The 26,341-nt window shown below is 49.3% G+C and carries 19 protein-coding genes; 9 read left to right on the top strand and 10 right to left on the bottom strand.

Going from position 1 to position 26,341, the window contains the following annotated elements:
• Window positions 1–6 precede the first annotated feature (6 nt).
• Window positions 7–3,186 (bottom strand): SusC/RagA family TonB-linked outer membrane protein, encoded by a 3,180-nt coding sequence (locus tag BP71_RS12100; RefSeq protein ID WP_496380583.1) that lies wholly within the window; start codon window positions 3,184–3,186, stop codon window positions 7–9.
• A 573-nt stretch (window positions 3,187–3,759) separates the two neighbouring features.
• Here BP71_RS12100 and BP71_RS12105 point away from each other — a divergent pair.
• Window positions 3,760–5,109, top strand: a complete 1,350-nt coding sequence (locus tag BP71_RS12105; protein WP_496379484.1) for a vanadium-dependent haloperoxidase — start codon at window positions 3,760–3,762, stop codon at window positions 5,107–5,109.
• 9 nt (window positions 5,110–5,118) lie between these two features.
• Here BP71_RS12105 and nadB read toward each other — a convergent pair whose 3' ends face one another.
• From nadB to BP71_RS12135, 6 genes are all read right to left on the bottom strand, one after another.
• Entirely contained in the window at window positions 5,119–6,696 is a 1,578-nt protein-coding gene (nadB, locus tag BP71_RS12110) for an L-aspartate oxidase (protein WP_496379486.1), read from the bottom strand.
• A 27-nt stretch (window positions 6,697–6,723) separates the two neighbouring features.
• Window positions 6,724–7,719 (bottom strand): quinolinate synthase NadA, encoded by a 996-nt coding sequence (gene nadA / locus BP71_RS12115; protein WP_496379488.1) that lies wholly within the window; start codon window positions 7,717–7,719, stop codon window positions 6,724–6,726.
• A gap of 154 nt (window positions 7,720–7,873) precedes the next feature.
• Window positions 7,874–9,295: an inorganic phosphate transporter gene (locus BP71_RS12120; RefSeq protein WP_496379490.1), complete on the bottom strand. Its 1,422-nt coding sequence runs from the start codon at window positions 9,293–9,295 to the stop codon at window positions 7,874–7,876.
• Window positions 9,296–9,383: 88 nt separating this feature from the next.
• Window positions 9,384–10,436, bottom strand: a complete 1,053-nt coding sequence (rlmN, locus tag BP71_RS12125; RefSeq protein WP_496379492.1) for a dual-specificity RNA methyltransferase RlmN — start codon at window positions 10,434–10,436, stop codon at window positions 9,384–9,386.
• A 102-nt stretch (window positions 10,437–10,538) separates the two neighbouring features.
• On the bottom strand, window positions 10,539–11,072 hold the full coding sequence (locus BP71_RS12130; protein WP_496379494.1) for a CvpA family protein: 534 nt from the start codon (window positions 11,070–11,072) through the stop codon (window positions 10,539–10,541).
• Entirely contained in the window at window positions 11,069–11,518 is a 450-nt protein-coding gene (locus BP71_RS12135) for a GatB/YqeY domain-containing protein (RefSeq protein ID WP_496379495.1), read from the bottom strand. The genes BP71_RS12130 and BP71_RS12135 overlap by 4 nt, the downstream gene beginning before the upstream one ends.
• A 312-nt stretch (window positions 11,519–11,830) precedes the next feature.
• Here BP71_RS12135 and BP71_RS12140 point away from each other — a divergent pair, with 312 nt between their 5' ends.
• Window positions 11,831–12,550, top strand: a complete 720-nt coding sequence (locus BP71_RS12140) for a pyridoxine 5'-phosphate synthase (RefSeq protein ID WP_496379497.1) — start codon at window positions 11,831–11,833, stop codon at window positions 12,548–12,550.
• A gap of 104 nt (window positions 12,551–12,654) precedes the next feature.
• Here BP71_RS12140 and BP71_RS12145 read toward each other — a convergent pair whose 3' ends face one another.
• The 3 genes from BP71_RS12145 to BP71_RS12155 all read right to left on the bottom strand — a co-directional run bounded on the left by BP71_RS12145 (window position 12,655) and on the right by BP71_RS12155 (window position 14,687).
• Window positions 12,655–14,106 (bottom strand): Gfo/Idh/MocA family protein, encoded by a 1,452-nt coding sequence (locus tag BP71_RS12145; protein ID WP_496379499.1) that lies wholly within the window; start codon window positions 14,104–14,106, stop codon window positions 12,655–12,657.
• A 66-nt stretch (window positions 14,107–14,172) separates the two neighbouring features.
• Window positions 14,173–14,475 carry an SCP2 sterol-binding domain-containing protein gene (locus tag BP71_RS12150; RefSeq protein WP_496379501.1) on the bottom strand — a complete coding sequence of 101 codons (303 nt, stop codon included), beginning with the start codon at window positions 14,473–14,475 and terminating at the stop codon, window positions 14,173–14,175.
• A gap of 74 nt (window positions 14,476–14,549) precedes the next feature.
• The gene (locus BP71_RS12155; RefSeq protein ID WP_496379503.1) at window positions 14,550–14,687 is read right to left on the bottom strand and encodes a hypothetical protein; all 138 of its coding nucleotides are present in this window, start codon (window positions 14,685–14,687) and stop codon (window positions 14,550–14,552) included.
• On the opposite strand from BP71_RS12155, the gene BP71_RS12160 reads away from it, so the two are divergent.
• The 7 genes from BP71_RS12160 (at window position 14,686) to BP71_RS12190 (ending at window position 26,190) form a co-directional block, all read left to right on the top strand.
• Entirely contained in the window at window positions 14,686–15,111 is a 426-nt protein-coding gene (locus BP71_RS12160) for a hypothetical protein (protein ID WP_496379505.1), read from the top strand. The two genes, BP71_RS12155 and BP71_RS12160, sit on opposite strands and share 2 nt — an antisense overlap.
• 137 nt (window positions 15,112–15,248) lie before the next feature.
• Entirely contained in the window at window positions 15,249–17,366 is a 2,118-nt protein-coding gene (locus BP71_RS12165; protein ID WP_496379508.1) for a peptidylprolyl isomerase, read from the top strand.
• A gap of 232 nt (window positions 17,367–17,598) precedes the next feature.
• A complete protein-coding gene (gene xylA, locus BP71_RS12170) occupies window positions 17,599–18,927 on the top strand; it encodes a xylose isomerase (RefSeq protein ID WP_496379510.1) in 1,329 nt (442 codons plus the stop codon).
• A gap of 123 nt (window positions 18,928–19,050) precedes the next feature.
• Window positions 19,051–20,718 (top strand): tetratricopeptide repeat protein, encoded by a 1,668-nt coding sequence (locus tag BP71_RS12175; RefSeq protein ID WP_496379511.1) that lies wholly within the window; start codon window positions 19,051–19,053, stop codon window positions 20,716–20,718.
• 252 nt (window positions 20,719–20,970) lie between these two features.
• The gene (locus tag BP71_RS12180) at window positions 20,971–23,730 is read left to right on the top strand and encodes a TonB-dependent receptor (RefSeq protein WP_496379513.1); all 2,760 of its coding nucleotides are present in this window, start codon (window positions 20,971–20,973) and stop codon (window positions 23,728–23,730) included.
• A 24-nt stretch (window positions 23,731–23,754) separates the two neighbouring features.
• Window positions 23,755–25,032 carry a beta-helix domain-containing protein gene (locus tag BP71_RS12185; protein ID WP_496379515.1) on the top strand — a complete coding sequence of 426 codons (1,278 nt, stop codon included), beginning with the start codon at window positions 23,755–23,757 and terminating at the stop codon, window positions 25,030–25,032.
• Window positions 25,033–25,089: 57 nt separating this feature from the next.
• A complete protein-coding gene (locus tag BP71_RS12190; RefSeq protein ID WP_496380585.1) occupies window positions 25,090–26,190 on the top strand; it encodes a phytase in 1,101 nt (366 codons plus the stop codon).
• The last annotated feature ends 151 nt before the right edge of the window (window positions 26,191–26,341 follow it).

Here is a 26,341-nt window from a genome sequence, read left to right on the forward strand (position 1 = left end):
GTTTCGTTAAAATGCTACACGTACTCCTGCGCTGATAACTCTTGACTGCGGATAGTACTGACCGCTGTTTGTAGTCGCTTCGGGGTCCCAAACCTTGATTTTGTCGAAAGTCAGGAGGTTCAATCCGTTCACATAGATCCGGAAATTGCTCATCCCGATTTTTGAACCGATTTCCGATGGCAGGTTATACCCCAGTTCGACGTTTTTCAAACGCAGGTAGTTGTTACTTTTCAGGAAGTAGTTGTTGATACCAGCCTGGCCTGTGTTGGTGTAGTAACGGTTGTTACGGTTGGTCAGACGAGGATACTGATCGGTCGGATTGTCGATAGTCCAGCGGTGGTCGTAGTCATATTTCAGGTAGTTACCAATGTCACCTGACTCTGTCAGACCTACGATTTGAAGCCCTCCGAGCGTTCCCTGGAACAGCATCGACAGGTCAAATTGTTTGTAGCCCAGGTTGACGGAAGCACCTCCGGTAAACCATGGACGTGACACTTTTTCGGAACGGATACGGTCGTCACCGTTGATTTTACCATCGTTGTTGACATCCTTGAACTTCATATCACCAGGGCGCAGGTTACCTGTGATCGGGCTGTAATCGATTTTGTTGGCATCAATTTCTTCCTGGCTCTTGAATGCACCGTCGAATTGGTACACTAGGAAAGAGTTGAACGGCATGCCTGTTGTTCTCTGGTAAGAAGGAGCACCTGGTGTTTCATCCCAGTACTTGATCTTGTTTTTGGCATAACCACCATTCACACTCACAGAATAACTGAAATCTCCGGCGTTGCCATCGTAGCTAACCTTGAATTCCCATCCCTTATTTTGCAGTTTTCCAAGGTTTTGAGGTGGAAGCTTTCCATCGATACCAGCGGTAGAGGGTGTAGAACCAGCCTTTGGAATCAGTGTTTTGGAACGGTTGTTTACAAAGTAGTCGAACTCGAAAGAAAGTTTGTCGTTCAGCAATGTACCCTCGATACCGAAGTTGATGTTGTTTGCAACCTCCCAGGTAAAGTTAGGGTTGGTTACACGGCTTTCCAGCAATGTTTTGGCAACCTGGTCATTGATGATGTACGATCCAAAGCCCATGGTAGACAAATACTGATATTCAGCCAAAGTTTCTGTATTCAGGAAATAAGGTTCCGCACCCATTTGTCCCCATGAACCGCGTAGTTTTACATTGTTTACATAGCGCGAGATGCTGTTTTTCCAGAAACCTTCTTCTGAAATGCGCCATCCTGCCGATACCCCCGGGAAGAAACCGAAACGGCCATCTTTCGGGAATACATAGGAACCGTCCACACGCCACAGGAATTCAGCGAGATACTTTTCTTTGAAGTTATAACCGGCACGGCCGTAGTAGCTCAACCGGGCTCTCTTGTATAGATCGGTGTTGTTGATCGTCTGTCCGTTCAATGTGATCGAACCGGAGTTACCGATGTTCTGCTCAGGAGTACCACCTGCAAAAAGCTGGTCTACAACAGGTGAGATGTAATAACGGCGGAATGCAAAGAAACCATCTGCGTCTACTTTTTCACGCTGAGCACCCGCCATCAAATTGAAATTGTGGCCATCAACTGATTTTTCGTAAGAAATCTGTCCTGTTAGCTGAACTGATAATTCCTGAGCCGAAGTCTCAGTCAGGCGGGGATCTTTGAAAGTCGAGCGCACAGTTCCGGTGAGGAACGGCGTTTTACCATCTGCCTCATAGGTTTTCTTATCCCAGAAATACAATGTCCATGGTGTTTCAAAGTTCTTAACACGACGCAGCTGTTTATCGATAGCCGCCATTGTATTGATTTTTAAACCTGGCACACCGGGAATCTGGATTTCCAGACCGCCATTCGTCTGGATGTAGTCTCTCTTGTCGTTATTGTAACCAGTAGTGTTCGTTGTGATTACCGCTGGGTTTTGTCCGTTCTCGATATCGGGACCCGGACGTCCGTCCGGCCAGATCGCGATTTCGGTAGGTTTACCGCGCATGAGCATCCGGAAGATCGCTCCGGCGCCGTTACCTCCACTTGGGAAGTGACGGAACTCCTCGCGGAGGGTAACACCAAGGTTTGCAGTGATATACTTGTTGATCTTCGTATCCAGGTTCACACGCATATCGTATTGCTTGTAGCCCGTTGCAGAATTTACATAGTAACCATCCTGGTTAATGTGCCCGATAGACGCGAGGTATTTGATATTTTCACTACCTCCTGTCAATTGCAGGTTATGACGTTGCTGAGGTGCCCATTTCCGGATCACAGAGCCGTACCAGTCGGTATTCGGGTGGAGATAAGGATCTGATCCGTCACGGAATTTCTGCATGTCGTCCGGGTTGAACACCGCATTGATCACGTTTCCGTTGTCGATCCTTTTATAAGAACCGTTTGTATTGAAGCCTTGCAAAGCACCTTGCCATTCGCCCACCGGGAGGTTGTCGTAGATCTGCAATTCGTTACGGATGGTCGCATATTCCGCTGCATTCGACATTTCAGGTGTACGGGTAGGTTGAGACACACCCAGGTTCATGTCGTAAGAAATTTGTGGTTTGCCTGATTTACCACGTTTCGTGGTGATCAGGATAACCCCGTTACCGGCGCGCGAACCATAGATTGCAGCCGCAGCATCTTTCAGTACCGAAATACTTTCAATATCGGCAGGGTTGATACGGTCGAGACCGCCGGAACGGTTAGGCACACCATCCACGACGATCAGCGCATTGCTGTTACCCAGGGAGTTGGTACCACGGATGCGGATCGCAGAACCGTCGTATCCTGGCTCACCGCTGGATTGTACGGCTGAAATACCAGGCAGACGTCCGCCCAGCGTATTGGATAAGTTGGCAGCCGGAGCCTTTTGGAGCTCAGCACCTTTTACGGCCGTTACGGAACCGGTAAGGGTCGCCTTTTTGGCGGTACCATAACCTACCACGACCACCTCTTCAAGTGCTTTGGTGTCGGAAATCAGGATTACATCCAGGACACTCTTGCCTCCGACAGGTATTTCCTGCGTGAGATAACCGATAAAGGAGAAAACCAATGTGCCGTTTTTCTCGGCAGTTACCGTATAAAGTCCTTCGTTATCAGTTACTGTACCTGAGGTTGTTCCCTTCACGACAACGCTTACCCCGGGTAGCGGTTGTCCTTGCTCATCTTTGATCTTACCCTTGATGGTGTTCTGGGCAAATGCTCCCATGACCGTCACCAGGGCCAGACAAAGAGAAAAAACACTTCGTGATACAGCACGAGGCGTCCATCCAGTAGAAAATCTCATAGATTAATAGTTAGATTGTAGTTGTAGTAAGAATGTTTGCTTAACCGTATAAGCACGGAACGTAGAGTCAGACTGGATTTCGTTTCGAAAATCGGTGCTGGCGATTAAAAATTGTAGCTAGGAGAATTTTAACATACAGTAGGGAAACAGTTAGGTGAGTACTTTCATCGAACAGAGCTTAGGCCTTCAGACTGTGTACATCGCACACAATTAAATTCAAATACTACATGACTATGTAGGATAAGTGCTAATTGTGGTGATATACTCGTTTGATTGTACAAAAAGATATTAATTTTTTAACAAAAAAAAGACTTCCCGGTTAAAGAATATGCATTCTTAAAAAATAACAATAAATAGTAGCACCTAACGAACAATTTTTATCATCTAGTAATATATAAGTTACAATAAATCATTCTTTTGTACAGAATTATCATCAAATTCCTATTTCTTGTTATATTCGTCGACTATATCAGTTACAATTTTCTGCGATACCGAATGAAGTTCCGTTTACTCTCCCTGTTGATCATTCCGTTTCTCTATGGATGTAAAAAAGAGTTATCATCCCAAGAGTACAATGCGAAGGCTTCGGATCCGGCGCTGTTCCATGAAACAGCCACACATCTGACCGACGTCATCATTCACGATATATTCAAACCGCCTGTTGCCAGCCGCATTTACGGGTATTCCTTTCTGGCTGCTTACGAGGCACTTACTCCCGGCTACCCGGAATACCAGTCACTTGGTAATCAACTTGTTAAGTTCAATCTACCCCCAAGGCCAGACAGCTCGTTGGCCTACTGCTTTCCACTGGCGAGTATCAAGGCGTTTACAGTTGTGGGCAGAACGCTCACTTTTTCCGGGAATATGTGGGATGACTATGAAAAGAAGCTTTTCAAAAAATATCAGGATATGGGTATTCCTGAGGACGTATATGAACGCTCCATTGCATACGGCGACACCGTAGCGAAGCATATAATGGCATACGCGGCCAAGGACCACTATAAAGAGATTCGCGGTTATCGCTATACGGTGACCAATAAGCCAGGGACGTGGGTCCCTACTCCCCCCGCTTATGCCGACGCCTGCGAACCGATGTGGAATACTGTAAGAACATTCGCGCTGGATTCCGTGACACAGTTCCGTTGTCCGCCACCGGCAAAATATGACCTCTCAAAAGACAGTAAATTCATGGAACTGGCCATGGAGGTATATCATATAGGCCAGGGGCTCACCGAAGACCAGAAGGCGACCGCTTACTTCTGGGACGATAACGCTTTTGTGACCAACGTCGTTGGCCACGCCATGTTTGCCAATAAAAAAATGACGCCGGCAGGCCATTGGCTCGCCATTATCCGCACAGTCACCACCGACAAAAAACTCAATCTGATGCAGGCTACCGAGGCGTACACACTCGGAGCACTTTCGATTTACGATGCATTCATTGCGTGCTGGGATGAAAAGTACCGGACAGTCCGGATCAGACCAGAGACCGTGATCAATAACAACTGGGACCCCAACTGGCGCCCATTCCTGGAGACACCTGCATTTCCTGAATATGTGAGCGGGCACAGTTCCATCTCAGCGGCCTGCGGTGCTGTTCTAACCCATTTGATCGGAAAGAATGTCGCATTCACGGATACCACAGAGAAAAAATATGGTCATGGCGTAAAATCCTTCAAGTCTTTTGAAGAAGCTTACTGGGACGCGTCAATCAGCCGTGTGTATGGCGGAATCCATTACCGGGATGGCGTAGAGGAAGGGACCTATCTGGGCCTGAAGATTGGAGAAAACATCTGGAAAAGGGCCATTACACGCAAAGATCGCAATGTACTGGCCCAAAACTAGTCGTTCAACCTACGCAACGTGATCCGCATTGTAGTGCAGCCCGATGTTCTCGCGTCGGGCCATTGCCATTTTGATAATCAGGTAAGACACTGATATCATATTCCGGAGTTCACATATCGCGACCGATACTTTTGATTCCTTGTAAAGGTCTTCGTGCTCCTGGTGCAGGAGTTCCAGACGGTCGTAGGCACGTTTCATACGCCGGTCGGTACGAACGATACCGACGTAATTGGACATGATACTATTGAGTTCCCGGGTCATTTCCGTGACCAGTACCTGCTCTTCGGGGTGCGTAGTACCCGAATCGTCCCACTCGGGAATATTGTTGGGGACAACCGCATTCTCAAATCCGGCAACAGTACTTTCATAAGCCCGATGCCCAAAAACGACTGCTTCCAGTAATGAATTGGACGCCAGCCGGTTCGATCCGTGCAAGCCGGTACATGCGCATTCTCCTACCGCATACAGGAAATCGATATTTGTTTTTCCCCACTCATTCACCCGGACTCCCCCACACATATAATGCTGGGCTGGTACGACCGGAATCATGTCCTTACGCACGTCGACTCCCTGTTGCAGGCAGTATTCAGTGATATTCGGAAAATGCTCGAGGAACTTTTCGTAGTCGCAGTGCCTCACATCCAGATACACGTGGTCAACCCCGTTCTTCTTCATCTCGGAGTCAATCGCGCGTGCAACGATGTCACGCGGTGCCAGGGAAAGGCGGCTGTCGTAGTTTTCCATGAACGTACTGCCGTCGGCCCGTTTCAGTATTCCTCCAAAACCTCTGACGGCCTCTGAAATCAGAAACGAAGGTTTTTGGCCAGGCTGATAGAAACTCGTGGGATGAAACTGGATGAATTCCATATTGTCACAAATACCCTTGGCGCGATAGGCCATTGCAATGCCATCGCCGGTCGCGATCGTCGGGTTGGTTGTACTCTGGTAAATATTACCTATTCCACCCGTTGCGAGCAATGTGGTTTTAGCTAAAAATTTCTCGACCTCGCCTGTGCGCCTGTTGAGCACATAGGCGCCGAAGCACTTAATATCCTCCTGATACCGGTAAACTGTTTCTCCCAGATGGTGCTGGGTAATCAGCTCGACCGCGTAGTAATGCGTAAAAATCTCGATGCTTTTATGGCGATTGACCTCTTCGAGCAATGCGCGCTCGATTTCCGCACCGGTAATATCCTTAAAATGCAAAATCCGGTGGTCGGAATGCCCGCCTTCTTTTGCCAGGTCGTACTCGCCGCCCTTTTCCCTGTCGAAGCGGGTGCCATAATCGATCAGCTCCTGAATGCGTAAAGGCGCCTCACGCACGACGATCTCCACAATATTCCGCTTGTTCACCTCATCCCCCGCATCCATTGTATCCTGAATATGTTTTTCAAACGAGTCCGACTCGGCCCAAACTACCGCAATCCCTCCCTGCGCATACTTGGTGTTGGTTTCATCCGCCTGCACTTTTGTAATAACGGCAATGGAAACTTCCTGCTTCAATTCATCGAAATGGCGGGCTAGTTTGGCAGCATAACTCAGTCCGGCAATTCCCGAACCGATAATCAGAAAATCAAATTGGGGCATAATTCAAAAAACAGGGTTAAATCGGTGTCAGATGCCTTTGCTCAGTTCCAGCATGCGTGCAACGGAATCATAGGCTTTTAGCCGGATATCCTCGGGTACGAAGATTTCGGGTTGCTCATAATACAATGCATTATAAACCTTTTCCAGCGTGTTCATCTTCATATACGGGCATTCCGAACATGCGCAGGTATTATTGTCGGAACCGGGAGCCGGGATCAGCTTTTTATCGGGTACCGATTGTTTCATCTTGTGCAGGATACCCGCTTCGGTCGCTACGATGAATTTGTCGTGTTCGGATTCCTTCACAAATTTCAGAAGACCCGTCGTTGAACCGACAAAATCAGCCTGTTTGAGAATGTCTTCCTTACATTCCGGGTGAGCGATCAGCAATGCGTCCGGGTTTTCGTCACGAAGTTGTTTCAACTTCTCACGGGAAATATCGATGTGCACAATACAGGCGCCGTCCCAAAGGACCATATCCCGTCCGGTCTTATGTGCCACATACCTGCCGAGGTTAGCATCCGGTGCAAAAATAATCTTCTGGTCTTTCGGCAGGCTTTCGACAATCTGCAATGCATTCGAAGACGTGCAGACAATATCGGTCAATGCTTTGATCTCTGCCGAGCAGTTGATGTAGCTGATCACGATATGGTCGGGGTACTGGGCTTTGAATGCCGCAAATTTATCCGCGGGTGCCGAATCAGCCAAAGAGCAGCCTGCATTCAGGTCAGGTATAACGACCTTCTTGCCCGGGCTCAATATCTTGGCTGTTTCACCCATAAAATGTACGCCGCAGAAAACGATCATGTCAGCATCCGTGGCAGCTGCCTGCTGGGACAGGCCCAGACTGTCGCCGATATAATCAGCCAGGTCCTGAATTTCTGCATCCACATAATAGTGAGCCAGGATCACTGCATTCTTTTCCTTTTTCAGGCGGTTGATTTCCGCAACCAGATCAATGTCTTCTGCAATCGCCTCCGTCACATAACCGTAGCGGTTAACCTGCGCTTCAATTGTAGTCATTATGGTGAATAATTGGCTTTTATTTGATATTAAAAATCCATGCCGAATTTACGATATTAAACCAATGAAAAGCAAAGAAAGTGCGCCAGGCACCATAAAACGAAAGCCGCCGGAATATTCCCGGCGGCTTTCGATATGCGTAAAAGTGGATCTGTCAGAAAATCCAGCGGAAAAACGCGTAAAGTGTACCCGACAGCAGCATCGTTACCGGCAAAGTCAGAACCCACGCAATCACGATGTTACGGATCGTACCACCTTGCAGGTTTTTAACCCCTTTGCTCGCCACCATCGACCCGGCAATACCGGAAGACAACACGTGGGTCGTACTAACTGGCAGCCCCATGTAAGAAGATACACCTATGGTACTTGCGGCCACCAACTCCGCCGATGCTCCTTGTGCATAAGTCAAATGTTGTTTACCGATCTTCTCCCCGATCGTAACTACAATCCGCTTCCAACCGACCATCGTACCGAGCCCCAGGGAAAGTGAGATCATCAGAATAACCCAATCCGGAGCATAATCGGTATATCGTCGGATACCCGCTTCGCCGCCCGATTGCTTTTTCAGAAATGCCATATCGGCCGCATTCAGGTTAGCCTGGCCATTATCCAGGATCGTTTTGGTATTACGGCTGATGAGAAGCAAGGAACGACGTGCATTCATTCGCTGCTCTTTCGGCAACCGGTGCTCGGGCATGGGATGGCTGATCTGCGCCTGAAGTGTAGCTATCTCCGCCTTGATCGTGCTCAGATGATGACGATCGGAAATGGAAAGGCGGCTGGAATCAATGCGCCCTACCGCCTGTTCGATACCGATCAGGTCGGCTTTCATTTCAACAGGATCTTTGGAGTTATCGAGCGCAAAATGTGCCGGAACGATACCGATCAGGATCAGCATCACGAGGCCCACTCCTTTTTGCCCGTCATTCGAGCCGTGGAAGAAGCTCACAAGCGTACACGTCGTGATCAATATGGCGCGTATCCAGATCGGAGGCGCTTCATTCTTTTTGGGTTCGCTGAAAACAACTTCCCGAAGCTGCTTCGACAACGACCTCCTCAGAATAAACATAATAATGATTGCCAGGGCAAATCCGAAGATCGGGGAGCTTAAAAGCGACATGAAAAGCTCTTCGGCCTTGGTCCAGTTGACCCCTGTGCCTTGCGTATTTTCAGGCATCAGTGTAAATGCGAGCCCTACCCCAAGGATGGAGCCGATAAGCGTGTGGGAACTGGAACTCGGCAAACCAAAATACCAGGTACCCAGGTTCCAGATGATAGCGCTGAACAGCAGCGCAAAAACCATGGCCGCACTATGGTAGACATTCTGGTCGATGAGCAGCTCTACGGGAAGCAGGTTCACAATCCCCATGGCCACCGCGATCCCGCCGAAAAACACGCCACAGAAGTTCATAAAGCCTGACCAAATCACTGCTACATTGGGTTTCAGGGAGTTGGTATAGATCACCGTTGCAACCGCGTTCGCAGTATCATGAAAACCATTAACAAACTCAAATGCACAGGCCGCTAGGATACTAAAAGCGAGGAGGATAAAAATGTCGGTTTCCAGACCAAACATAAAAGAAGTATATAGGTTGATTTTATTGGCACAAAACTACTTATTCTCGGCCGATGCAATGTTAAGAAATTGTTAAGCCGGGTTTAACTCAGTTTGTTTCTTTGTTAGCAAGTTGCCCGCAAGCAGCGTCGATATCCTTGCCACGGCTCCTCCTGACATGCACCGTAACCCCTCTGTCTTCCAGGAATGCAGCAAATTTATCAAGCTTATCAGCCTCAGTGTTCTTAAAAGCAGCCTCGGCGATGGGGTTGTATTCGATGATATTCACACGGGCAGGAACACGCTTGGTAAACTCCCAGAGCTCTTTGGCATCCTGCAAAGTGTCATTGAAGTTCTGGAACACAATGTACTCGAAAGTAATGCGGTTGCCGGTCTTCCTGTAAAAGTAGTTTAATGCTTCCGCCAGGTTATCGAGCGAGTTGGACTCATTGATCGGCATGATCTGGTTCCGCTTTTCGTCATTGGCCGCGTGAAGCGACAATGCGAGCCGGAAACGTACTTCGTCATCTCCCAGCTTTTTAATCATTTTTGCGATGCCAGCCGTCGAAACCGTAATGCGCTTGGGCGACATATTAAGCCCTTCCGGGGAAGTGATATATTCGATGGACTGGAGAACATTGGTGTAATTCAGCAACGGCTCCCCCATTCCCATATATACAATGTTGGTCAAAGGCGCATTGAAACTGCCTTCTGCCTGTCGCGCAATGGCCACTACCTGGTCGTAGATCTCTCCGGCGTCCAGGTTCCGCTTGCGATCCATGTAGCCCGTCGCACAAAACTTGCAGGTAAGCGAGCAGCCTACCTGGCTGCTTACACAGGCGGTCATCCGATCGGTAGCGGGGATCAGTACACCCTCCACAAGGTTCCCATCGAACAGCCGGAATGCCGACTTGATCGTCCCGTCATTACTTTGCTGCTGCTTGGCTACATCCAGTGAATGGATCACGAAGTGTTCGTTCATCAGCTGCCGGGTAGCCAGCGAAAGATTGGTCATTTCGTCAAATGAATGGGCCGATTTTTTCCAGATCCATTCATAAATCTGTTTTGCCCTGAAAGCTTTTTCCCCGTGCTCCGTCATCCAGCTCTTGATCTGGTCAATGGTGAATTTGCGGATGTCCTGCTTGTGTTGTAAGGTGGTCATTTTTTTATCATTCTGTCAAACACACGGGGCATTCAACCAATTTTTCTGCAAAAGTACTGAAAATCAACAATGAAAGCTTAACCCGTCCGGGAATTTGAAAGTTCACTCGTCGAGGTAATCCCGTTTCCAGTCGCGGATCACGTCCGTGCCTTTGGGCATTAGTGACAATGCTTTGGTAATAACCGTAGGAGCGACGGGCACAACAAGCGGGTAAAGATAGGTGTCGTCGGTACGGTGCGAGGGGATCTTCACCCCGATGGCGTCGACCAGCCAGAAAAACACGCTGATCCCAAAAACCCAGGTAAAAACACCCACCATTGCCCCGGCAAAACTATCGAAAGTCCCGAGGATCGAATAGCGCAATGAACGCCGGATCGTGTAGCCGAACTGGTTGAGGAGAAAAATGGTAGGGAAGAAAATGGCAGAGAACCCTACATAAGGCAGGACTTTCCGTGCAACTCCTTCGCTGAAATAAGGCGTAAGGACTTCCATCCCCAACCCAAGGAATTTGAAACCCAAAACCATGGCTACCACAAGACCCAGAATACCGATGATTTCGATCAATAAACCCTTGCGGTAACCATGCAATGCCCCCCAAAGCAGGGGAAGAAGGATGAGAACATCCAATAATTTCATGCGAGCAATGCCTTAACCAGGGTAGATACTACACGTCCTTCGGCTTGTCCGGCAAGTTCTTTGGTAGCAACGCCCATGACCTTACCCATATCTGAGGGGCCAGCTGCACCTACCCGGGCGATGATCTCCTGCAACTTTGCTTTTACCTCGTCTTCAGTGAGTTGCTTAGGCAGAAACTGTTCTATCACCGCCAGTTCGGCCTCTTCTTTTTCAAGCAAATCCGGGCGACCCTGCGTTTTGTAAATATCAGCTGACTCGCGGCGTTGCTTGGCAGCTTTGGTCAAAAGTTTCAGTTCATCGTCAGCAGAAAGCTCACCGGTGCCACCGCCTTTGGTTTCTTCCAATAAAATCAACGACTTGATGGCGCGCAAAGCACGTAACGTATCCTGATCCTTTGCACGCATCGCGTCCTTAATGCCGGATTCTACTTGGGTTTTTAGAGACATGTTAGTTTAATTTTGAATGATTGAATGAGTGACCAGGTCGCCAGAGCGATGACTGAATGTTTAGTCCGTGTTAGTCAGATATTGTCATTCGGTCATTTATTGTTCTTTATATTTGATTTAGGTCAAAAATTAGCGTCAAAAGTGTTTTTATGTACTCAAATGCTAAATTTGTAACAGACCGGCAAAGTTAGTAATTCGCTTGAAAACTCGTTGCCAAGATTCAAAAGTCACAATCTCGCATCCAATCATTCAAAAATTCATTCACACATTCAGTCATTCCATTATTCACTCATCCAAAATTGAACATCCCGCATGACCCGTCTAAGCGTTAACATTAACAAGATCGCAACACTCCGTAACTCCCGCGGCGGCGACAACCCTAATGTGCTGAAAGTAGCGCTGGACTGCGAGAGGTTCGGCGCACAAGGTATTACGGTACATCCGCGTCCCGACGAGCGGCATATCCGCTACCAGGACGTTTATGATTTACGGGAAGTTGTGACGACAGAGTTCAATATCGAAGGAAACCCCGCAGAAAAGAAGTTTGTGGAGCTCGTTCTGGCCAACAAACCCGATCAGGTAACGCTGGTTCCGGATGCGCTGAACGCCATCACTTCCAATGCAGGATGGGATACAGTCACACACCGCGCCCAACTGACCGATCTCGTAGGCATATTCAAATCCGCCGGCATCCGGGTTTCCGTCTTTGTCGACCCAGACGAAGAAATGGTGGAAGGCGCGAAAATATGCGGTGCCGATCGTGTTGAACTATACACAGAACCATTTGCTGCCGGTTATTTTGAAAACCGCCAAAAAGCCGTGTTACCATTTGTGAAGGCTGCCGAAAAAGCGAGAGAAGTGGGGTTGGGACTCAATGCAGGCCACGATCTCAGCCTAGACAACCTGCATTTCCTGAAACAGAGCATTCCCTGGCTCGATGAGGTGTCCATTGGCCATGCCCTTATCTGTGACGCATTGTACATAGGATTGGAAAATACGATCCAGATGTACCTGCGGGAACTGGAATTGTGAAACGTGCTGTCACCCCGAGTGCACGGGGCCGCCCGGCGGTCGAAGGGTATCACGCACGACGCTCTTCGACTGTGCTCAGGGTGGCATGAACACTTCGCAAACGCCTACCAGCCCGTCCGGTATTGCCTTTTCACAAACTGGTTGGCCACATCGAAGTTGGTAATTTTCATATTGGTACCATCCCAAAGCAGCCGCTGCCTTCCCGGGAAAGTGTATCCTTTGCCGTCGGCTTTTGCCTCCCTGTACAGATAAGATCTTACCGCCAGGTTTCCCATCAATACAATCTCCGTCAGTGGCCCCGACTGGTCGAACGATGAACTGGTATATGCGCCATATCCCTTTTTGCAAGCCTGCACAAACTGCTGCTGATGTCCCTCCCAGCTGCCCTGCACCAAAGCACGCGGCTTAGTAGCGATCCTTATATTCTCAAATTTTTTCTCCGGCCACAGTCTTGGGTTTTCGCCAAACATTTCGGCGCTGATAATTCCTTTTGTTCCGATAAAAAGGATTCCGCCGTCGACGCTGCCGAAAACGGTCCTATAATCACAGCCATCGGGTAGCTGCGGACGCATTCCGCCGTCATACCAGTTGAAGCTGATCTCCTTACCGGCAGTTTTGGAAGCAAATTTCAGGTGAATATTCGCCGAGGGCGGGCACACATCGTCAAAAAAGGCTTGTTGAAAAAAGTCGGCGTAAACAGACCCGACACTGCATTCGACGGACGTCGGATACCCCAGTTTCAGTGCGCGGAACGGAACATCGATAAAGTGGCACCCCATATCGCCTAACGCACCGGTCCCGAAATCCCAGTAACCGCGCCAGCGGAACGGCATATAAGCTTCATGGTAGTCGCGTTTGGGAGCTGTCCCGAGCCAGAGGTCCCAATCCACGCCCGCGGGTACGGGCTGTGCTTCGCCTTTATCTTTCGGCGACTTTACGCCTTGCGGCCAGACCGGCCTGTCCGTCCACACCTCGATTGTATGCACGTCCCCTATCGCGCCGGATTGCACCAGCGCCTCGGTTTGCCGGGTGCCGTCGCTGCTGCTGCCCTGGTTGCCCATTTGGGTTACCACTTTGAATTTCTTAGCTGCTTCGGTCAGCATCCGGGCTTCCCAGATGTCCTTAGTCAACGGTTTTTCCACATATACATGTTTTCCCAACTCCATTGCGGCCATGGCTACGGGATAATGCATGTGATCGGGTGTGGTAATCAGGACGGCATCGATTGTCCTGGCCTCCTTCTCGAGCATTTTACGATAATCCTTATAGTACGGCGCGTTAGGGAATTGTTTGCGGTATTTTTCGGACTGGCGGTCGTCGACATCGCATAGCGCGACCATATTTTCAGTTCCGTTGTTGTAGGCTTGCCGGATGTTCACGTCGGCCTTGCCTCCACAGCCCACCGCGGCAATATTGAGCTTGTCGCTCGGGGGAATATAACCTCTGCCCAGCACGTGTCGGGGAACAATCATCAAACTGCCGGCCGCCAATGCCCCGGCTTTTACGAAATCCCTGCGCCTGATAGAATTTCCGGATGCCTTTTCCTGATGATCCATGAATGTATAATCGTTTGTTGAAATACTGAATGGTATCGGGAAAAAGGCGTCCGGGATGAAAGACTACTATCGGCGTCCGAAGGTTTCCGCGATTTTCATGGCAACACCCATATCGCCATCGATTTTCAGCTTTCCGGTCATCAGGGCCATCATCGCATTCAGGTCACCGTCAATGAGTTTCAGGGCATTTTTTACCGACACCTCAAAGGTACAGTCCGCATCCTCATCCGCATTCGATACGTTGTTGGGCACCGACTTCCCGTCGACAAACACGATACCTTCGTCGGTTACAAATTTGGCTGTGGCATCCAGTCCGCTCTCGGTTCCCAGGATATTTTTAATGCGATCAGTCAGAATCTGGAGGCTCATAAGTATCGTCTGTTAGAATGTTTGAGTTTTTATTGGATTAAAAAACGACAAATGTATACCCGTCGGAAGAATATTCAAATGCCTTTGGTGTTTTCACCGAAAACGACAAATTTTACATCGCTGATCAGAAACTTCTGATCTATTTTCAACTGAATAAGTGCTATTGTGAATCGTCCGACGTTCCTGACCGTTTTGTGTTTTCTCACCTTCATGAGCTCCGTTTCAGGACTCTGGACCCAATCCGAAAGACTCTGGAATCCCGGCATCACTGCAGACAAAACCCGAGAAACGTTTGAGGCTGTCCGTGAAAATCTCGACCGGCAGCAACAAACGGCCGAAGCCAAAACGATGGATGCGATGTTTGAGGCTGTCATTGACCAGACCACGGCCGACTCCATCCGGACAGGCGCCATTATCATGCTCATTTTCGAATCATTATCGCTCTATGCAGCCTATCTGATGTGGAACCTCCGAAGAAAAGGGTATTACCTGTACCTGGCCGGGATTGGCGTTGCCTTTGCAGCCCCGCTCCTGCTGATCGGCGGGTGGCTCGGGGTTATCACAGCGATGGCAGGGGTCATTCTCAGTGCTGTCATGGCAATCCTGTACGCTTTCAACCTGAAACACATGTACTAAGCAGGAAATCCTGCCCTTCGCTCATACTGCCCGGCCGCACAACGTCCGGATGTCGCCAATAATTGTAAAATGGGTTGTAAGCGCTTGCATTCCATCAAGAAAAGATTTTATTTTGCGCACTAATTTGAATCGAGAAAATGGCTTTAATTAACAAAATCAGAGAAAAATCCGGGATAGCCGTCACGGTTATCGCTATCAGTTTAATTCTTTTTATGGTTGGAGGCGACCTGCTGGGCCCAAATTCAATGCTCGGGGGCAATAACAACCAGGTCGTGGGAGAGATTGCCGGGAAAGAAATTAATATCAAAGATTTTCAAAGCCGGGTGGACGGTTTTCGTCAGAATTATGAAGCCCAGTCGGGCCGCAGCCTGAACGAGAATGAACTCGCTTCCCTGCGCGATCAGGCCTGGAACCAGTTCGTTGTGGATATTGCCTATAAAAAACAATACGACAAGCTGGGACTTTCGGTAACCGACGAAGAACTGTACGACATGGTTCAGGGTAACCACATCAGCCCCTCGATACTTCAAGCGTTTTCAGATCCTACCACCGGTCGTTTCGACAAGAACGCGGTGATCAATTATCTGAAAAACCTCAAAACGCTTCCCCTCGAACAGCAGAAGTCCTGGGAGAACTTCGAAAAAAGCCTTCGTGAAGAACGCACACGCGCCAAATACGAGAACATGCTGAGACTTTCGACCTACACCCCGAAAGCACAGGCCGAAAAGGAGTACGTAGCACAGAATACCAAAGCCAGTCTGCGTTACCTGTATGTACCTTATTTCTCGGTTGTTGATACTACCATTAAAGTTACCGACGCACAACTGGAAGAATACCTGGGCGCTCACCGCAAAGAGTACAAAGGCACAGATACCCGCTCGGTTGAATATGTGACATTCCCGGTACAGCCTGCGAAAGATGACAGCTCGGCATTGTACACTGAAATTAAAGAACTGGCGAGAGGCCTTGCTACCGCGCAAAGCGACTCTGCATTCGCTGCCATGAATACGGATATTCCGATGCCGATCAACCAGTCGTACGCCACCATGAGCGACCAGTTGAAAGAAGCGGTAAAAACCTTCGTACCAGGCGGTGTATACGGCCCCTATCGTGAAGGCAACACTTACTACATTTACAAATACGGCGGAACCAGGTCCGACACGGTTTCATCTGCCCGTGCAAGCCATATTCTGATCCGTGCCGAAAACCAATCGGATTCAGCGAAAGCGGCAGCCCGGGTGAAAGCAGAGGGCATCCTTGCGCAGATTAAGGCGGGCGCCAACTTCGAAGCACTGGCGGCAACATCCAGCGCAGATCCGGGATCTGCACAGCGCGGTGGTGACCTGAATTACTTCCAGAACAACGGCGCAATGGTGAAACCATTTGAAGACGCTGTTTTCTCGGCAACCGCTCCCGGCCTCATTCCCCGATTGGTGGAAAGCCAGTTTGGTTTCCATATTATCAAGGTAACAGCCACCAAATCCAATACGCTGTACCGCATTGCCGCGATCGGCAAAACGATAGCGCCTAGCCAGGCTACCCGCGACGAAGCTTACAGAAAGGCTGATGAATTTGCTAATTCCGTAAAAAGCAGAGAACAATTCGAAGAAGCGGTTAAGAAAAACAAAGCGCTGGTTCTCGCGACTGCCAATCGTATCCCTGAATCTGCTACCAATATCAATGCGATCCAGAATGCACGAGAAATCGTGAGATGGGCATTTAAAGACGATACAAAAACTTCTAATGTTTCCCCTGTTTTCGAAACGGAAGAACAATATGTAGTGGCTGTCCTAACCGGAAAATCAGATGCCAAAGATGTAAAAGTGGACGATTTCCGCGACGAACTGACTACCAAAGTACGTAACCAGATCAAGGCAGAGCAAATTACCGCCAAGCTGAAAGGCGCTACCGGCTCACTGGAAGAAGTCGCGAAGAAATACGGTGCAGGTGCATTGGTCGAATCTGCCAACGACATTTCACTGGCTACCGGCTTCCTGACCAGCGCAGGTTTTGATCCGATTGCACTTGGAAAAGCATTTGGTCTAAAGGCTGGACAAAAATCAGGTGTATTCACCGGCGAAAACGGTGTATTCATCATGGAACTGGGCAACAAAACAGATGCTCCGAAAATTGCAGACTTCACCCAGTATAAAACGCAGCTGACCCAGTCACTGGAAAGCCGGATGTCGTACCTGGTAAATGAAGCGATCCGCGAGAACGCCAAAATCGAAGATCGCCGCGCGAAGTTCTTCTGAGAACATTCCTGAAAAATCTTATTCCAAGAGGAGCAGAAATTAAATCTGCTCCTCTTTTTGTTTATGCTGCAAAATTTTCAGAAAAAAGTGATAGTATTGCAGTATGAAATGTCAATTATACACTTATTAGTGTATTGAGGAGAAAGGAGGATGGGAAAAGGGAGGAGTACAAGCTCACCAGTTCGCATTTTTCCATTTATTTAAGCATTATAAAACGATTAACAACATTCCAATGAGCATTCTACTCGGAGAACAGGAGTATTTTAAAGGTATCGGAAAGATCGCATTTGAAGGACCGGAAACCGACAACCCGCTGGCTTACCGCTGGTATGACGAAAATCGCGTCATTGCGGGCAAAACCATGAAAGAACACCTTCGCTTTGCGGTGGCCTACTGGCATACATTCTGCGGTGCGGGTTTGGACCCTTTCGGCGGACCTACGCTTTTTTATCCCTGGGATAAGAAGCCCGACGCAGTAGACCGTGCTAAGGATAAAGCCGATGCAGCTTTTGAGTTTATCACCAAACTCGGCCTTCCTTATTACTGTTTCCACGATGTAGATGTGGTAGATTACGCCGACGACGTGCGCACCAATGAAAAGCGCCTTCAAGCTTTGACAGCATATCTTGGTGAAAAACAAAAGGCTTCAGGTGTTAAACTCCTTTGGGGAACTGCGAACCTTTTCGGGCATCACCGCTATATGAACGGAGCATCTACCAACCCCGATTTCGATGTTGTCGCACATGCAGGTGCACAAGTAAAAATGGCCCTGGATGCAACCATCGCACTGGGCGGTGAAAACTATGTATTCTGGGGCGGACGCGAAGGATATATGAGCCTGCTGAACACTGACATGAAACGTGAGCAGGAACACTTCGCGCAAATGCTTAAAATTTCGGTTGCCTATGCGCGTGCCAAAGGTTTCAAGGGTAAATTCTTCATCGAACCGAAACCATGTGAACCTACCAAGCACCAGTACGACTACGATGCAGCGACCGTAATCGGCTTCCTGCGCCAACACGACCTGCTGAGCGATTTCAGTCTGAACCTGGAAGTAAACCATGCCACACTCGCCGGCCATACATTTGAACATGAATTGCAGGTAGCTGCGGACGCCGGAATCCTGGGATCGATCGATGCCAACCGCGGCGATTACCAGAATGGCTGGGATACCGACCAGTTCCCGAACGACGTCGCCGAATGGACCCGCGCATTACTGGTGATCCTGAATGCGGGTGGTCTGCAGGGCGGGGGTATCAATTTCGATGCCAAACGTCGCCGCAACTCCACCGATGTGGATGATGTATTCCACGCACATATCGGCGGTATCGACACCGTGGCGCGTGCCTTGGTGATCGCGGACAAGATCATTCAAAACGGCGAATACGATAAAATCCGTAAGAACCGCTATGCGAGCTTCGACGGAGGCAAAGGAAACGAGTTCGAAAAAGGAGCGTTGAAACTGGAAGATCTGTTCGAATACGCGGCAACCAAAGGCGAACCAGCAACAATCTCCGGCAAACAGGAATACCTGGAAAATCTGATCAACCGGTTCCTCTGAGTGTAATCCCAATATTACCTCAATATTATTTTTCAAAAGCCATTGATGTATTTCAATGGCTTTTGGCATTCATGCGGGCCTCACCAACGTAACTTGCATGAAATTAACCCAGCGCTAACTGCCATGCATACCGGCCGCGCCCGTAGTCAGCCCCTCTCTCCCACATCTCAAGGCATCATCCTGTTTCTGATCTGGACGATTTACGCAGTACGTGTATTTGCCCAAACTGAAACAGGCATTAAATATCCTGAACATAGCATACCGGTCAGCCCCCAAAACTCCGATTCTGTCCTGCTCCACTTAAAAGCGAAGTATAACGATGCGGTTCAACAGAAACAGGATGTAAATGCGGCAGTATACCAACAGCAGATCGGCCGCCTGCTTTTCATTTCCGGCCATTACCCCCAGTCACTCGATTATCTGCTGAAAGCGGAAAAACTATTCCGCATTCTCGACCAGAAAAAAATGCTGGCTACCAATCTCGATATGCTGGGCGAGCTGTACTATCGCACGCGCAGGCCCCAGCTTGCCCGAAAACAGTACGACGAAGCATTGCGCATTTACCAAAATCTGAAACTGGAATCCGGCAAAGCGGAAACCTACGGCAGAATGGGTCATCTGTACGAGAAGCGGCAGCTTTATGACAGCGCATTTCTTTTTCAACGGAAAGCATTGCTCGCCTACCAGCTCGATCACCGTCCAGATGGCGAAGCGAAGATTTATGAAAACATTGGAAGCATCTATGAAGACCTTGAAAAATACGACTCGGCCTACTTCTATTTCAATAAAGCGTTTAGACTGAATGAACAAACAGGCAATGCAGGTGCGCAGGTAGAAGTAGTGAACAACCTGGGAGACGTGCTCAGGAAGACCGGCCGGTTCAGAGATGGATTAGCATACAGTGTAAAATCCCTCGATCTTGCCAAAGCGCATGGCGAGCGCTATCAGATTTCCAGCGCATTCAACGACATGGCAAAGGCCTATAATTTGCTGAACCGGAACGATAGCGCTTTTCATTACCTCTCGTTGGGCCGGAACCTGCTCAACGATATCTATTCCGAAGAAAGCAACAAACAGCTCGCATTACTGCAAACACTATACGAAATTGAAAAAAAAGACATCGAGATCGAAAGACTGGTCCAGGCGCGCCGGACAGACACGCTGATCGCCCTAGCGACCGGCATCGTCATCGTACTCATTATCCTGGTAGCCGCATTGATCATCAGCCGGCAGCGCCTGAAAATCAGGAACGAGCAGAAACTCCGCGCACAACACAAGCAGGTATACGAAGCACGAAATCAACTGATGGAAGTTGAATTAAAAAACAAGAAACTCGAAGAAGAGAATCTCAAACAACAGCTCGAAACGAAAATGCAGGAGTTGAGCAGTTATACTCTGCACATTATCCGGAAAAACCAGTTGCTGGAAGACCTCCGCTCGAAGCTCGATGAGATGGTCAAAGACGATAAACGCGACCAGCGGAAGCAGATCAGACTGCTTTCAGAACAAATAAGTGACGGGTTGCAGGACGACCAGCATTGGGAGGAATTCCGTGGTATTTTCGAGCAGGTACACCAGTCCTTTTTTGACCGCCTTCAGCAGCAAACGGGGCCTCTCACCAACAATGACCTGCGGCTCATCGCGCTCATCAAAATGAACCTGACTTCCGCGGACATCGCAACCTTGCTTGGAATCTCCCAGGACAGTCTCCGGGTGATCCGGCACCGTTTGCGCAAGAAAATGCACCTCGCCCCGAGCGATAACCTCTCGGCTTATATCCAGTCTATTTAAGTGCCGTTAACAGTTTCTTAATACAGCGGTAACACAAAGATAATGGCGCACAAATTGATTGCATTTACCTGAAAAACAATCAATTATATTCAAAAACACCCCCTTGTTGCCCTAATGTAACGCTCCCGGAACGCCTGTTGCCCTTTTGTTAACGGCCGGGATTTGGATCACTGACTTTGTTCTGCACACCTTCGCATCAACGATCGAAACCGGCGCAAATGCCGGATACTCCCACAACGATTCCCTGACGCGATGATCCGTAAAATTTACCTGTATACACTTTTGCTTTTCATGGCGGTCACGAGCCTGCATGCGGGAACACTCAAAGGAAAACTGCTCGAAGCAGCCACTGGCGAACCTGCATTGGGCGTAGTGATCACCATAGAAGGTACTGATAGGCAAGACATCTCCGGGCTGGATGGTTCCTTTTCCATTTCTAATCTTCTGAAGGGCTCCTATCGCCTGAATATTCATCACATTTCCTATGCACCGTTACAAAAAGATTTTACGATTACCGGTAATGAAACGGTGCAGCTGGACTTCGTGCTCGAAACAGCTGCCGGACTCAAACTGGAAGAAGTAGCAGTTACCGGCAAGCGGGACGGAGCCAGCGACAATACGGCACGCCTCATGGAACGTAACGCCGGCCAGGTCATGAACATCGTTTCCGGTAAAACGATCCAGCTATCCCCGGATCTCACGGTTGCCAATGTTATTCAGCGTATATCCGGCATTTCCATCGAACGGAACAGCAATGGCGACGGCCAGTACGCCATTCTCCGCGGAATGGATAAACGCTATAATTACACGCTCGTCAATGGTGTCAAAATTCCCAGCCCGGACAACAAGTACCGGTACGTTCCCCTTGACATCTTCCCCTCCGATCTCCTTGACCGCCTGGAAGTATATAAGGCGCTTACCCCGGCCATGGAAGGCGACGCGATCGGCGGAGCGGTGAACATGGTGATGAGAGATGCGCCCGACCGGTTTACATTGTCGGCCAACATTTCCACAGGCTATAACGAGCTGTTCATGCAGCGGAAATTCATGGGGTATGATTTCCGGAATATCGCATCAAAATCGCCCTACGAGTTGCAAGGAAACCAGTACAACGCAACCCCCGGAGATTTTTCAAAAGCGCCGGCCAGTTATACCCTCAAAACCCCGCTTCCAAACCTGCTCGGGAGCCTTGCCGTGGGAAACCGGTTCATCCATGATAAACTCGGCATTCTGGTAGCAGGTAGTTATCAAAACACGCACCGAGGTAGTAACAGTCTTTTTTTTGACTCGGAAGCGGTGGATACCCTGCGCGGCGAAACGTTGACCAAAATGAGTGAGCGCGCATATTCGGAACAGCAAATCCGCATAGGGCTGCATGCCAAAATTGATTTCCGGTTCAATGAAAAACATAAGATTCAGTTTTACAATGCATGGATGAACCTGACCAATGTACAGATAAGAGACACCAAAGCGACCCAGCTGACCATCGGCGGCTATGATCCGGTTGCAGGTAATGCCACATTAGGTTATTCGACCCGCTCCCGGCTTACCAAACAACAGATCCTGAACAGCACCCTTCAGGGGAAACATCAGCTGCTCGATGCACTGGCACTGCAGTGGTCGGCGGTGTATTCCAAAGCAACCAACGAGGTACCGGATAATGTGACCGTACCCCTGACGGGTGTTATGGAAAACTTCCGGGAACGCAGGACGACCGTCGGTGACGCCTCGGCGCGCTGGGAGCATAATTCGGACCGCGACATTTCGGGTTATCTGAGTCTGATTTACAACATGGCCATCAGCATGGCGCAGGTAGAATGGACTGTGGGCGGGCTGTATCGTGACAAATCACGCTCGAACTTTTACAACAACTATCAGCTGAGGCCGGCTGACCCATTTGCCGAATACGGAAAAGATTTCACTGACTACACCCAGATCCGCTGGACCATTCAGAATCCACGGGGCTCTGTTGCCAGCGCATTGAACTACGATGCGACCGAGCGGATCAAGGCAGGTTTCATTCAGTTTAAAGCAGAAATACAACGCATGGAAGTACTGGGAGGCATGCGGGTCGAGAGCACGGATCAGGGCTACTCCATGCTGTTTCCGATTGGCGAAGACCGTCCCGAGGGCAAACAAGTGTACACAGACTTTCTCCCCAGTCTCCATTTGAAATACAAACCGGAAGACCGCGTCAACCTCCGTGCCTCCTATTTCCGTTCCATCAACCGCCCCGGATTCTTTGAAATCGTCCCCTACCGGATTGTTCAGGAGGAATACCAGGAACGCGGCAACCCGGACCTGAAGCGCGCCATTGCCGACAACATCGACCTGCGTTACGAACTTTTTCCGAAGCCGTCCGAACAGTTGATGGTAGGTCTTTTTTACAAACACATCAAAGACCCGATCGAATATACCCTGCAACGCGACGCGATCCGGGGACAGGATATTTACTACGTTCCCGGCAATTTCGGGAACGCCAAAAACTACGGTCTGGAAATAGACTATATCAAATATGTGAAGCAGTTTGGCATCAAAGCCAACTACACCTACACGCATTCACGCATCACTACCCCCAAGTCCAGACGCATACGTAACGAGAGCGGCGACCTGCAAACGATCAATGTCGATCAGACCCGTCCGCTTTATGGTCAGTCGGCGCACGTGGCAAACCTGTCGGTACTTTACAAAAACCAGGAGAACGGCATTGATGCACAGCTGGCGGGGGGCTACACGGGCGACAGGATCAATACTGTGTCCCAGTTCCTTGACAATGATCTCTGGCAAAAAGGATTTATTCAGATGGACGCCTCTCTTGAAAAGACATTCCGCAATGGTCTGGGTGTTTTTATAAAAGCCAATAACCTGCTCGATACGCCTATGGAAGTGTACATGAAAAACGTCAGCGCGTCCAATGCGAACATTCCAAACCAGGATCTGGCCGGGAAAACACTCATCCGCCGCGACCGCTACCAACGCACTTACCTGCTGGGCTTCCGATACAAGTTTTAATCTGTTATCAAAAATTGCATACTCATGAACAACTCCAAAATGAAACATCTGTTTATTCTTTCCGCCCTTGCGGCATTTATCGTCGCCGGTTGCAGCGACGACAAGTCAGATCCAACTCCTGTAGACAACAAACCGACCGAGCAAAGTGTCGCCGGAGAAGTGTCGGGTACCTGGACAAAGGGAAATACTTACAAAGTGACAGGGCACATCCAGGTGCCCGAGGGCAAATCTCTGACCATCGAGGAAGGCGTCACCGTCCTTTTCAGTGATTCCGTCGTGAAACCGGAAGTGGTGGTGAAAGGAAACCTTTACAGCTTGGGTACTGCCGGCGCACCTGTAAAATTCACGGTTCCCGATGCCTGGAAAACAACGGGTAACCAATTCGGAAACCTATGGGGCGGTTTGATTGCCGGCCCCAAGTCTGCTGAATTTGTATTGAACTACACCATTCTCGAGTATGGCGGCGCAGTAACGACCGAGGAATCACCATCCGTGAAAGCCGGGTTGTACAAAGCTATCGCAGGAGAGCACGTTCCGGTGCTTTATTACCCCAATATCGACGGTAAACTGGTGGTGATGAATAGCACGATCCGTAATTTCAATGAAGACGGATTCTATATCGAAGGCGGTAAAGTGATCATCGCCAACAGCACGTTTTATACAACCGGTGTTTCGGGTGGCGATGCCATCAACATCAAGTCCGGCGTTCAGGCCGACGTGGCATTTAACCTCGTATACAGTCCGAATACCAATGCGTTAAAACTTTCCAATTCCGGTGTAAGAACACCCCAGGCATACATCGTTGGCTACAACAATACCATTGTCAATGCCGGTTGGAGAAGACCTACCACCAAAGGCGGGTCCATTTGGCTTGAAAAAACGGTAAGAGTGGATCTTTACAACAACTTGCTGGCCAACGATCGCTTTGGTATCAAGAAAGAAAATGCAGAGAACTCGGTGGACGACCGCTCCCGGATCGATAACACGTTGTATTATGGTTCTACCGACGAAGCTGTGAAGCAGTTCCAGCCTTCGGTTGAAATCCTGAAAGGCACCAACGACCTGATCTCAGCCAAAGTAGGTGATAATGATCCGAAGTTCGTCAATTACCCCTTGACTACCGACAATAAAAACGCCACTTTCAACACCGCCTGGGACTTCCACGTGCAGGCTGGCTCGCCGGCCCTCGGTAAAGGAAAAACCAATTTCACCCAGCTATATGCCGACGGGCTGCTCGTTAATGGCGTAACCTACAAATCCCCCGCCCCTGCCGACTACATCGGCGCATTCGGAACCAAGTAATCATCTCCTAATATGCTCCCGGCCTGCATTTACCGGCCGGGAGCTTTTTCTTTTTATATGACTGTGAAAGTATCCTTACTCCCGGCCATTGGCCTGGCGGCCTCTCTCCTTGCCTGCCAGGGCCAGCAAAACGCCCCAATGCATTCCGCCGCCCATGCCGATACGGTTAATGCCATCATACAACCCGTTTTCATCACCGACACCGTAGCACACGATACCGACGACCCGGCCATTTGGATCAACCCCAGCGATCCAGCCCAGAGCCTCATTATCGGTACAGATAAGGATCAGGACGGCGGATTGTATGTTTTCGATCTTCAAGGCAAACTGCTTCGTGAAAAAACCGTTACGGGTCTGCAGCGCCCCGATAATGTCGACATTGAATACGGCCTGAGCCTGGGAGGCAAACCTGTCGATATCGCTGTGGCAACCGAGCGCCTTACACACAAACTCCGTATTTACAGCCTGCCTGATATGAAACCTGTCGATAACGGAGGCATTGAGGTTTTTTGGGGGCAAACCGGAGCAAATGAGCGCGATCTGATGGGCATTGCGCTTTACAAAAACAAGGGTGGTAAGGTCTACGCCATTGTGGGCAGGAAGTCAGGCCCGACCGACGGTACCTATCTCTGGCAATATCTTCTTGAGGATGATGGCAGAGGTAAGGTGAAAGCGTCCCTGGTTCGTAAATTCGGTGCTTATAGTGCTTTCAAAGAAATCGAGTCCATCGCGGTTGACGACCAGCTGGGCTACATCTACTACTCCGATGAAGGAAAGGGTGTCCGAAAGTATTACGCCGATCCTGAAAAAGGGAACAAGGAACTGGCCCTTTTCGCAACGAAAGGTTTTACTGAAGACCACGAGGGCATCTCTATTTACCAGCTTACCGACTCGACCGGATACATCCTCGTCTCCGACCAGGGGGCCAACAGTTTCCAGATCTTCCCCCGGGAAGGAGCGCCCGGCAACCCGAATGAGCATACCGTGTTGAGGAAAATAACAGTCAAAGCCAGTCACAGCGACGGATCAGACGTCACATCAATATCTCTCAATGGTGATTTCGCAAAAGGCCTCTTCGTAGCCATGAGCGACGACAAGACTTTTCATCTCTATCGCTGGCAAGACATCGCCGGAAAGCACTTAAAATCAATTGAGTAATCAGAAAAAATAAGCTGTGGTATCCAATGCAACGACTTGCCGTTTTGGGTGTTTCACGACTTACTACGGTCTCAGTGCCACAGAGCGATCGGGCGAGCGACAATGTTCGGAATTCGAAGATCGTAATGGGGCGTTTTGGTTTTTTTCACCA

This window comes from Dyadobacter ginsengisoli DSM 21015 (genome assembly GCF_059568735.1).

Bases quoted from the DNA above. Each gene is read 5' to 3' on its own strand.
- BP71_RS12100 (WP_496380583.1), bottom strand. From the start codon at position 3,186: ATGGGAGCATTTGCCCAGAACACCATCAAGGGTAAGATCAAAGATGAG.
- BP71_RS12105 (WP_496379484.1), top strand. From the start codon at position 3,760: ATGAAGTTCCGTTTACTCTCCCTGTTGATCATTCCGTTTCTCTATGGA.
- nadB (WP_496379486.1), bottom strand. From the start codon at position 6,696: ATGCCCCAATTTGATTTTCTGATTATCGGTTCGGGAATTGCCGGACTG.
- nadA (WP_496379488.1), bottom strand. From the start codon at position 7,719: ATGACTACAATTGAAGCGCAGGTTAACCGCTACGGTTATGTGACGGAG.
- BP71_RS12120 (WP_496379490.1), bottom strand. From the start codon at position 9,295: ATGTTTGGTCTGGAAACCGACATTTTTATCCTCCTCGCTTTTAGTATC.
- rlmN (WP_496379492.1), bottom strand. From the start codon at position 10,436: ATGACCACCTTACAACACAAGCAGGACATCCGCAAATTCACCATTGAC.
- BP71_RS12130 (WP_496379494.1), bottom strand. From the start codon at position 11,072: ATGAAATTATTGGATGTTCTCATCCTTCTTCCCCTGCTTTGGGGGGCA.
- BP71_RS12135 (WP_496379495.1), bottom strand. From the start codon at position 11,518: ATGTCTCTAAAAACCCAAGTAGAATCCGGCATTAAGGACGCGATGCGT.
- BP71_RS12140 (WP_496379497.1), top strand. From the start codon at position 11,831: ATGACCCGTCTAAGCGTTAACATTAACAAGATCGCAACACTCCGTAAC.
- BP71_RS12145 (WP_496379499.1), bottom strand. From the start codon at position 14,106: ATGGATCATCAGGAAAAGGCATCCGGAAATTCTATCAGGCGCAGGGAT.
- BP71_RS12150 (WP_496379501.1), bottom strand. From the start codon at position 14,475: ATGAGCCTCCAGATTCTGACTGATCGCATTAAAAATATCCTGGGAACC.
- BP71_RS12160 (WP_496379505.1), top strand. From the start codon at position 14,686: ATGAGCTCCGTTTCAGGACTCTGGACCCAATCCGAAAGACTCTGGAAT.
- BP71_RS12155 (WP_496379503.1), bottom strand. From the start codon at position 14,687: ATGAAGGTGAGAAAACACAAAACGGTCAGGAACGTCGGACGATTCACA.
- BP71_RS12165 (WP_496379508.1), top strand. From the start codon at position 15,249: ATGGCTTTAATTAACAAAATCAGAGAAAAATCCGGGATAGCCGTCACG.
- xylA (WP_496379510.1), top strand. From the start codon at position 17,599: ATGAGCATTCTACTCGGAGAACAGGAGTATTTTAAAGGTATCGGAAAG.
- BP71_RS12175 (WP_496379511.1), top strand. From the start codon at position 19,051: ATGCATACCGGCCGCGCCCGTAGTCAGCCCCTCTCTCCCACATCTCAA.
- BP71_RS12180 (WP_496379513.1), top strand. From the start codon at position 20,971: ATGATCCGTAAAATTTACCTGTATACACTTTTGCTTTTCATGGCGGTC.
- BP71_RS12185 (WP_496379515.1), top strand. From the start codon at position 23,755: ATGAACAACTCCAAAATGAAACATCTGTTTATTCTTTCCGCCCTTGCG.
- BP71_RS12190 (WP_496380585.1), top strand. From the start codon at position 25,090: ATGACTGTGAAAGTATCCTTACTCCCGGCCATTGGCCTGGCGGCCTCT.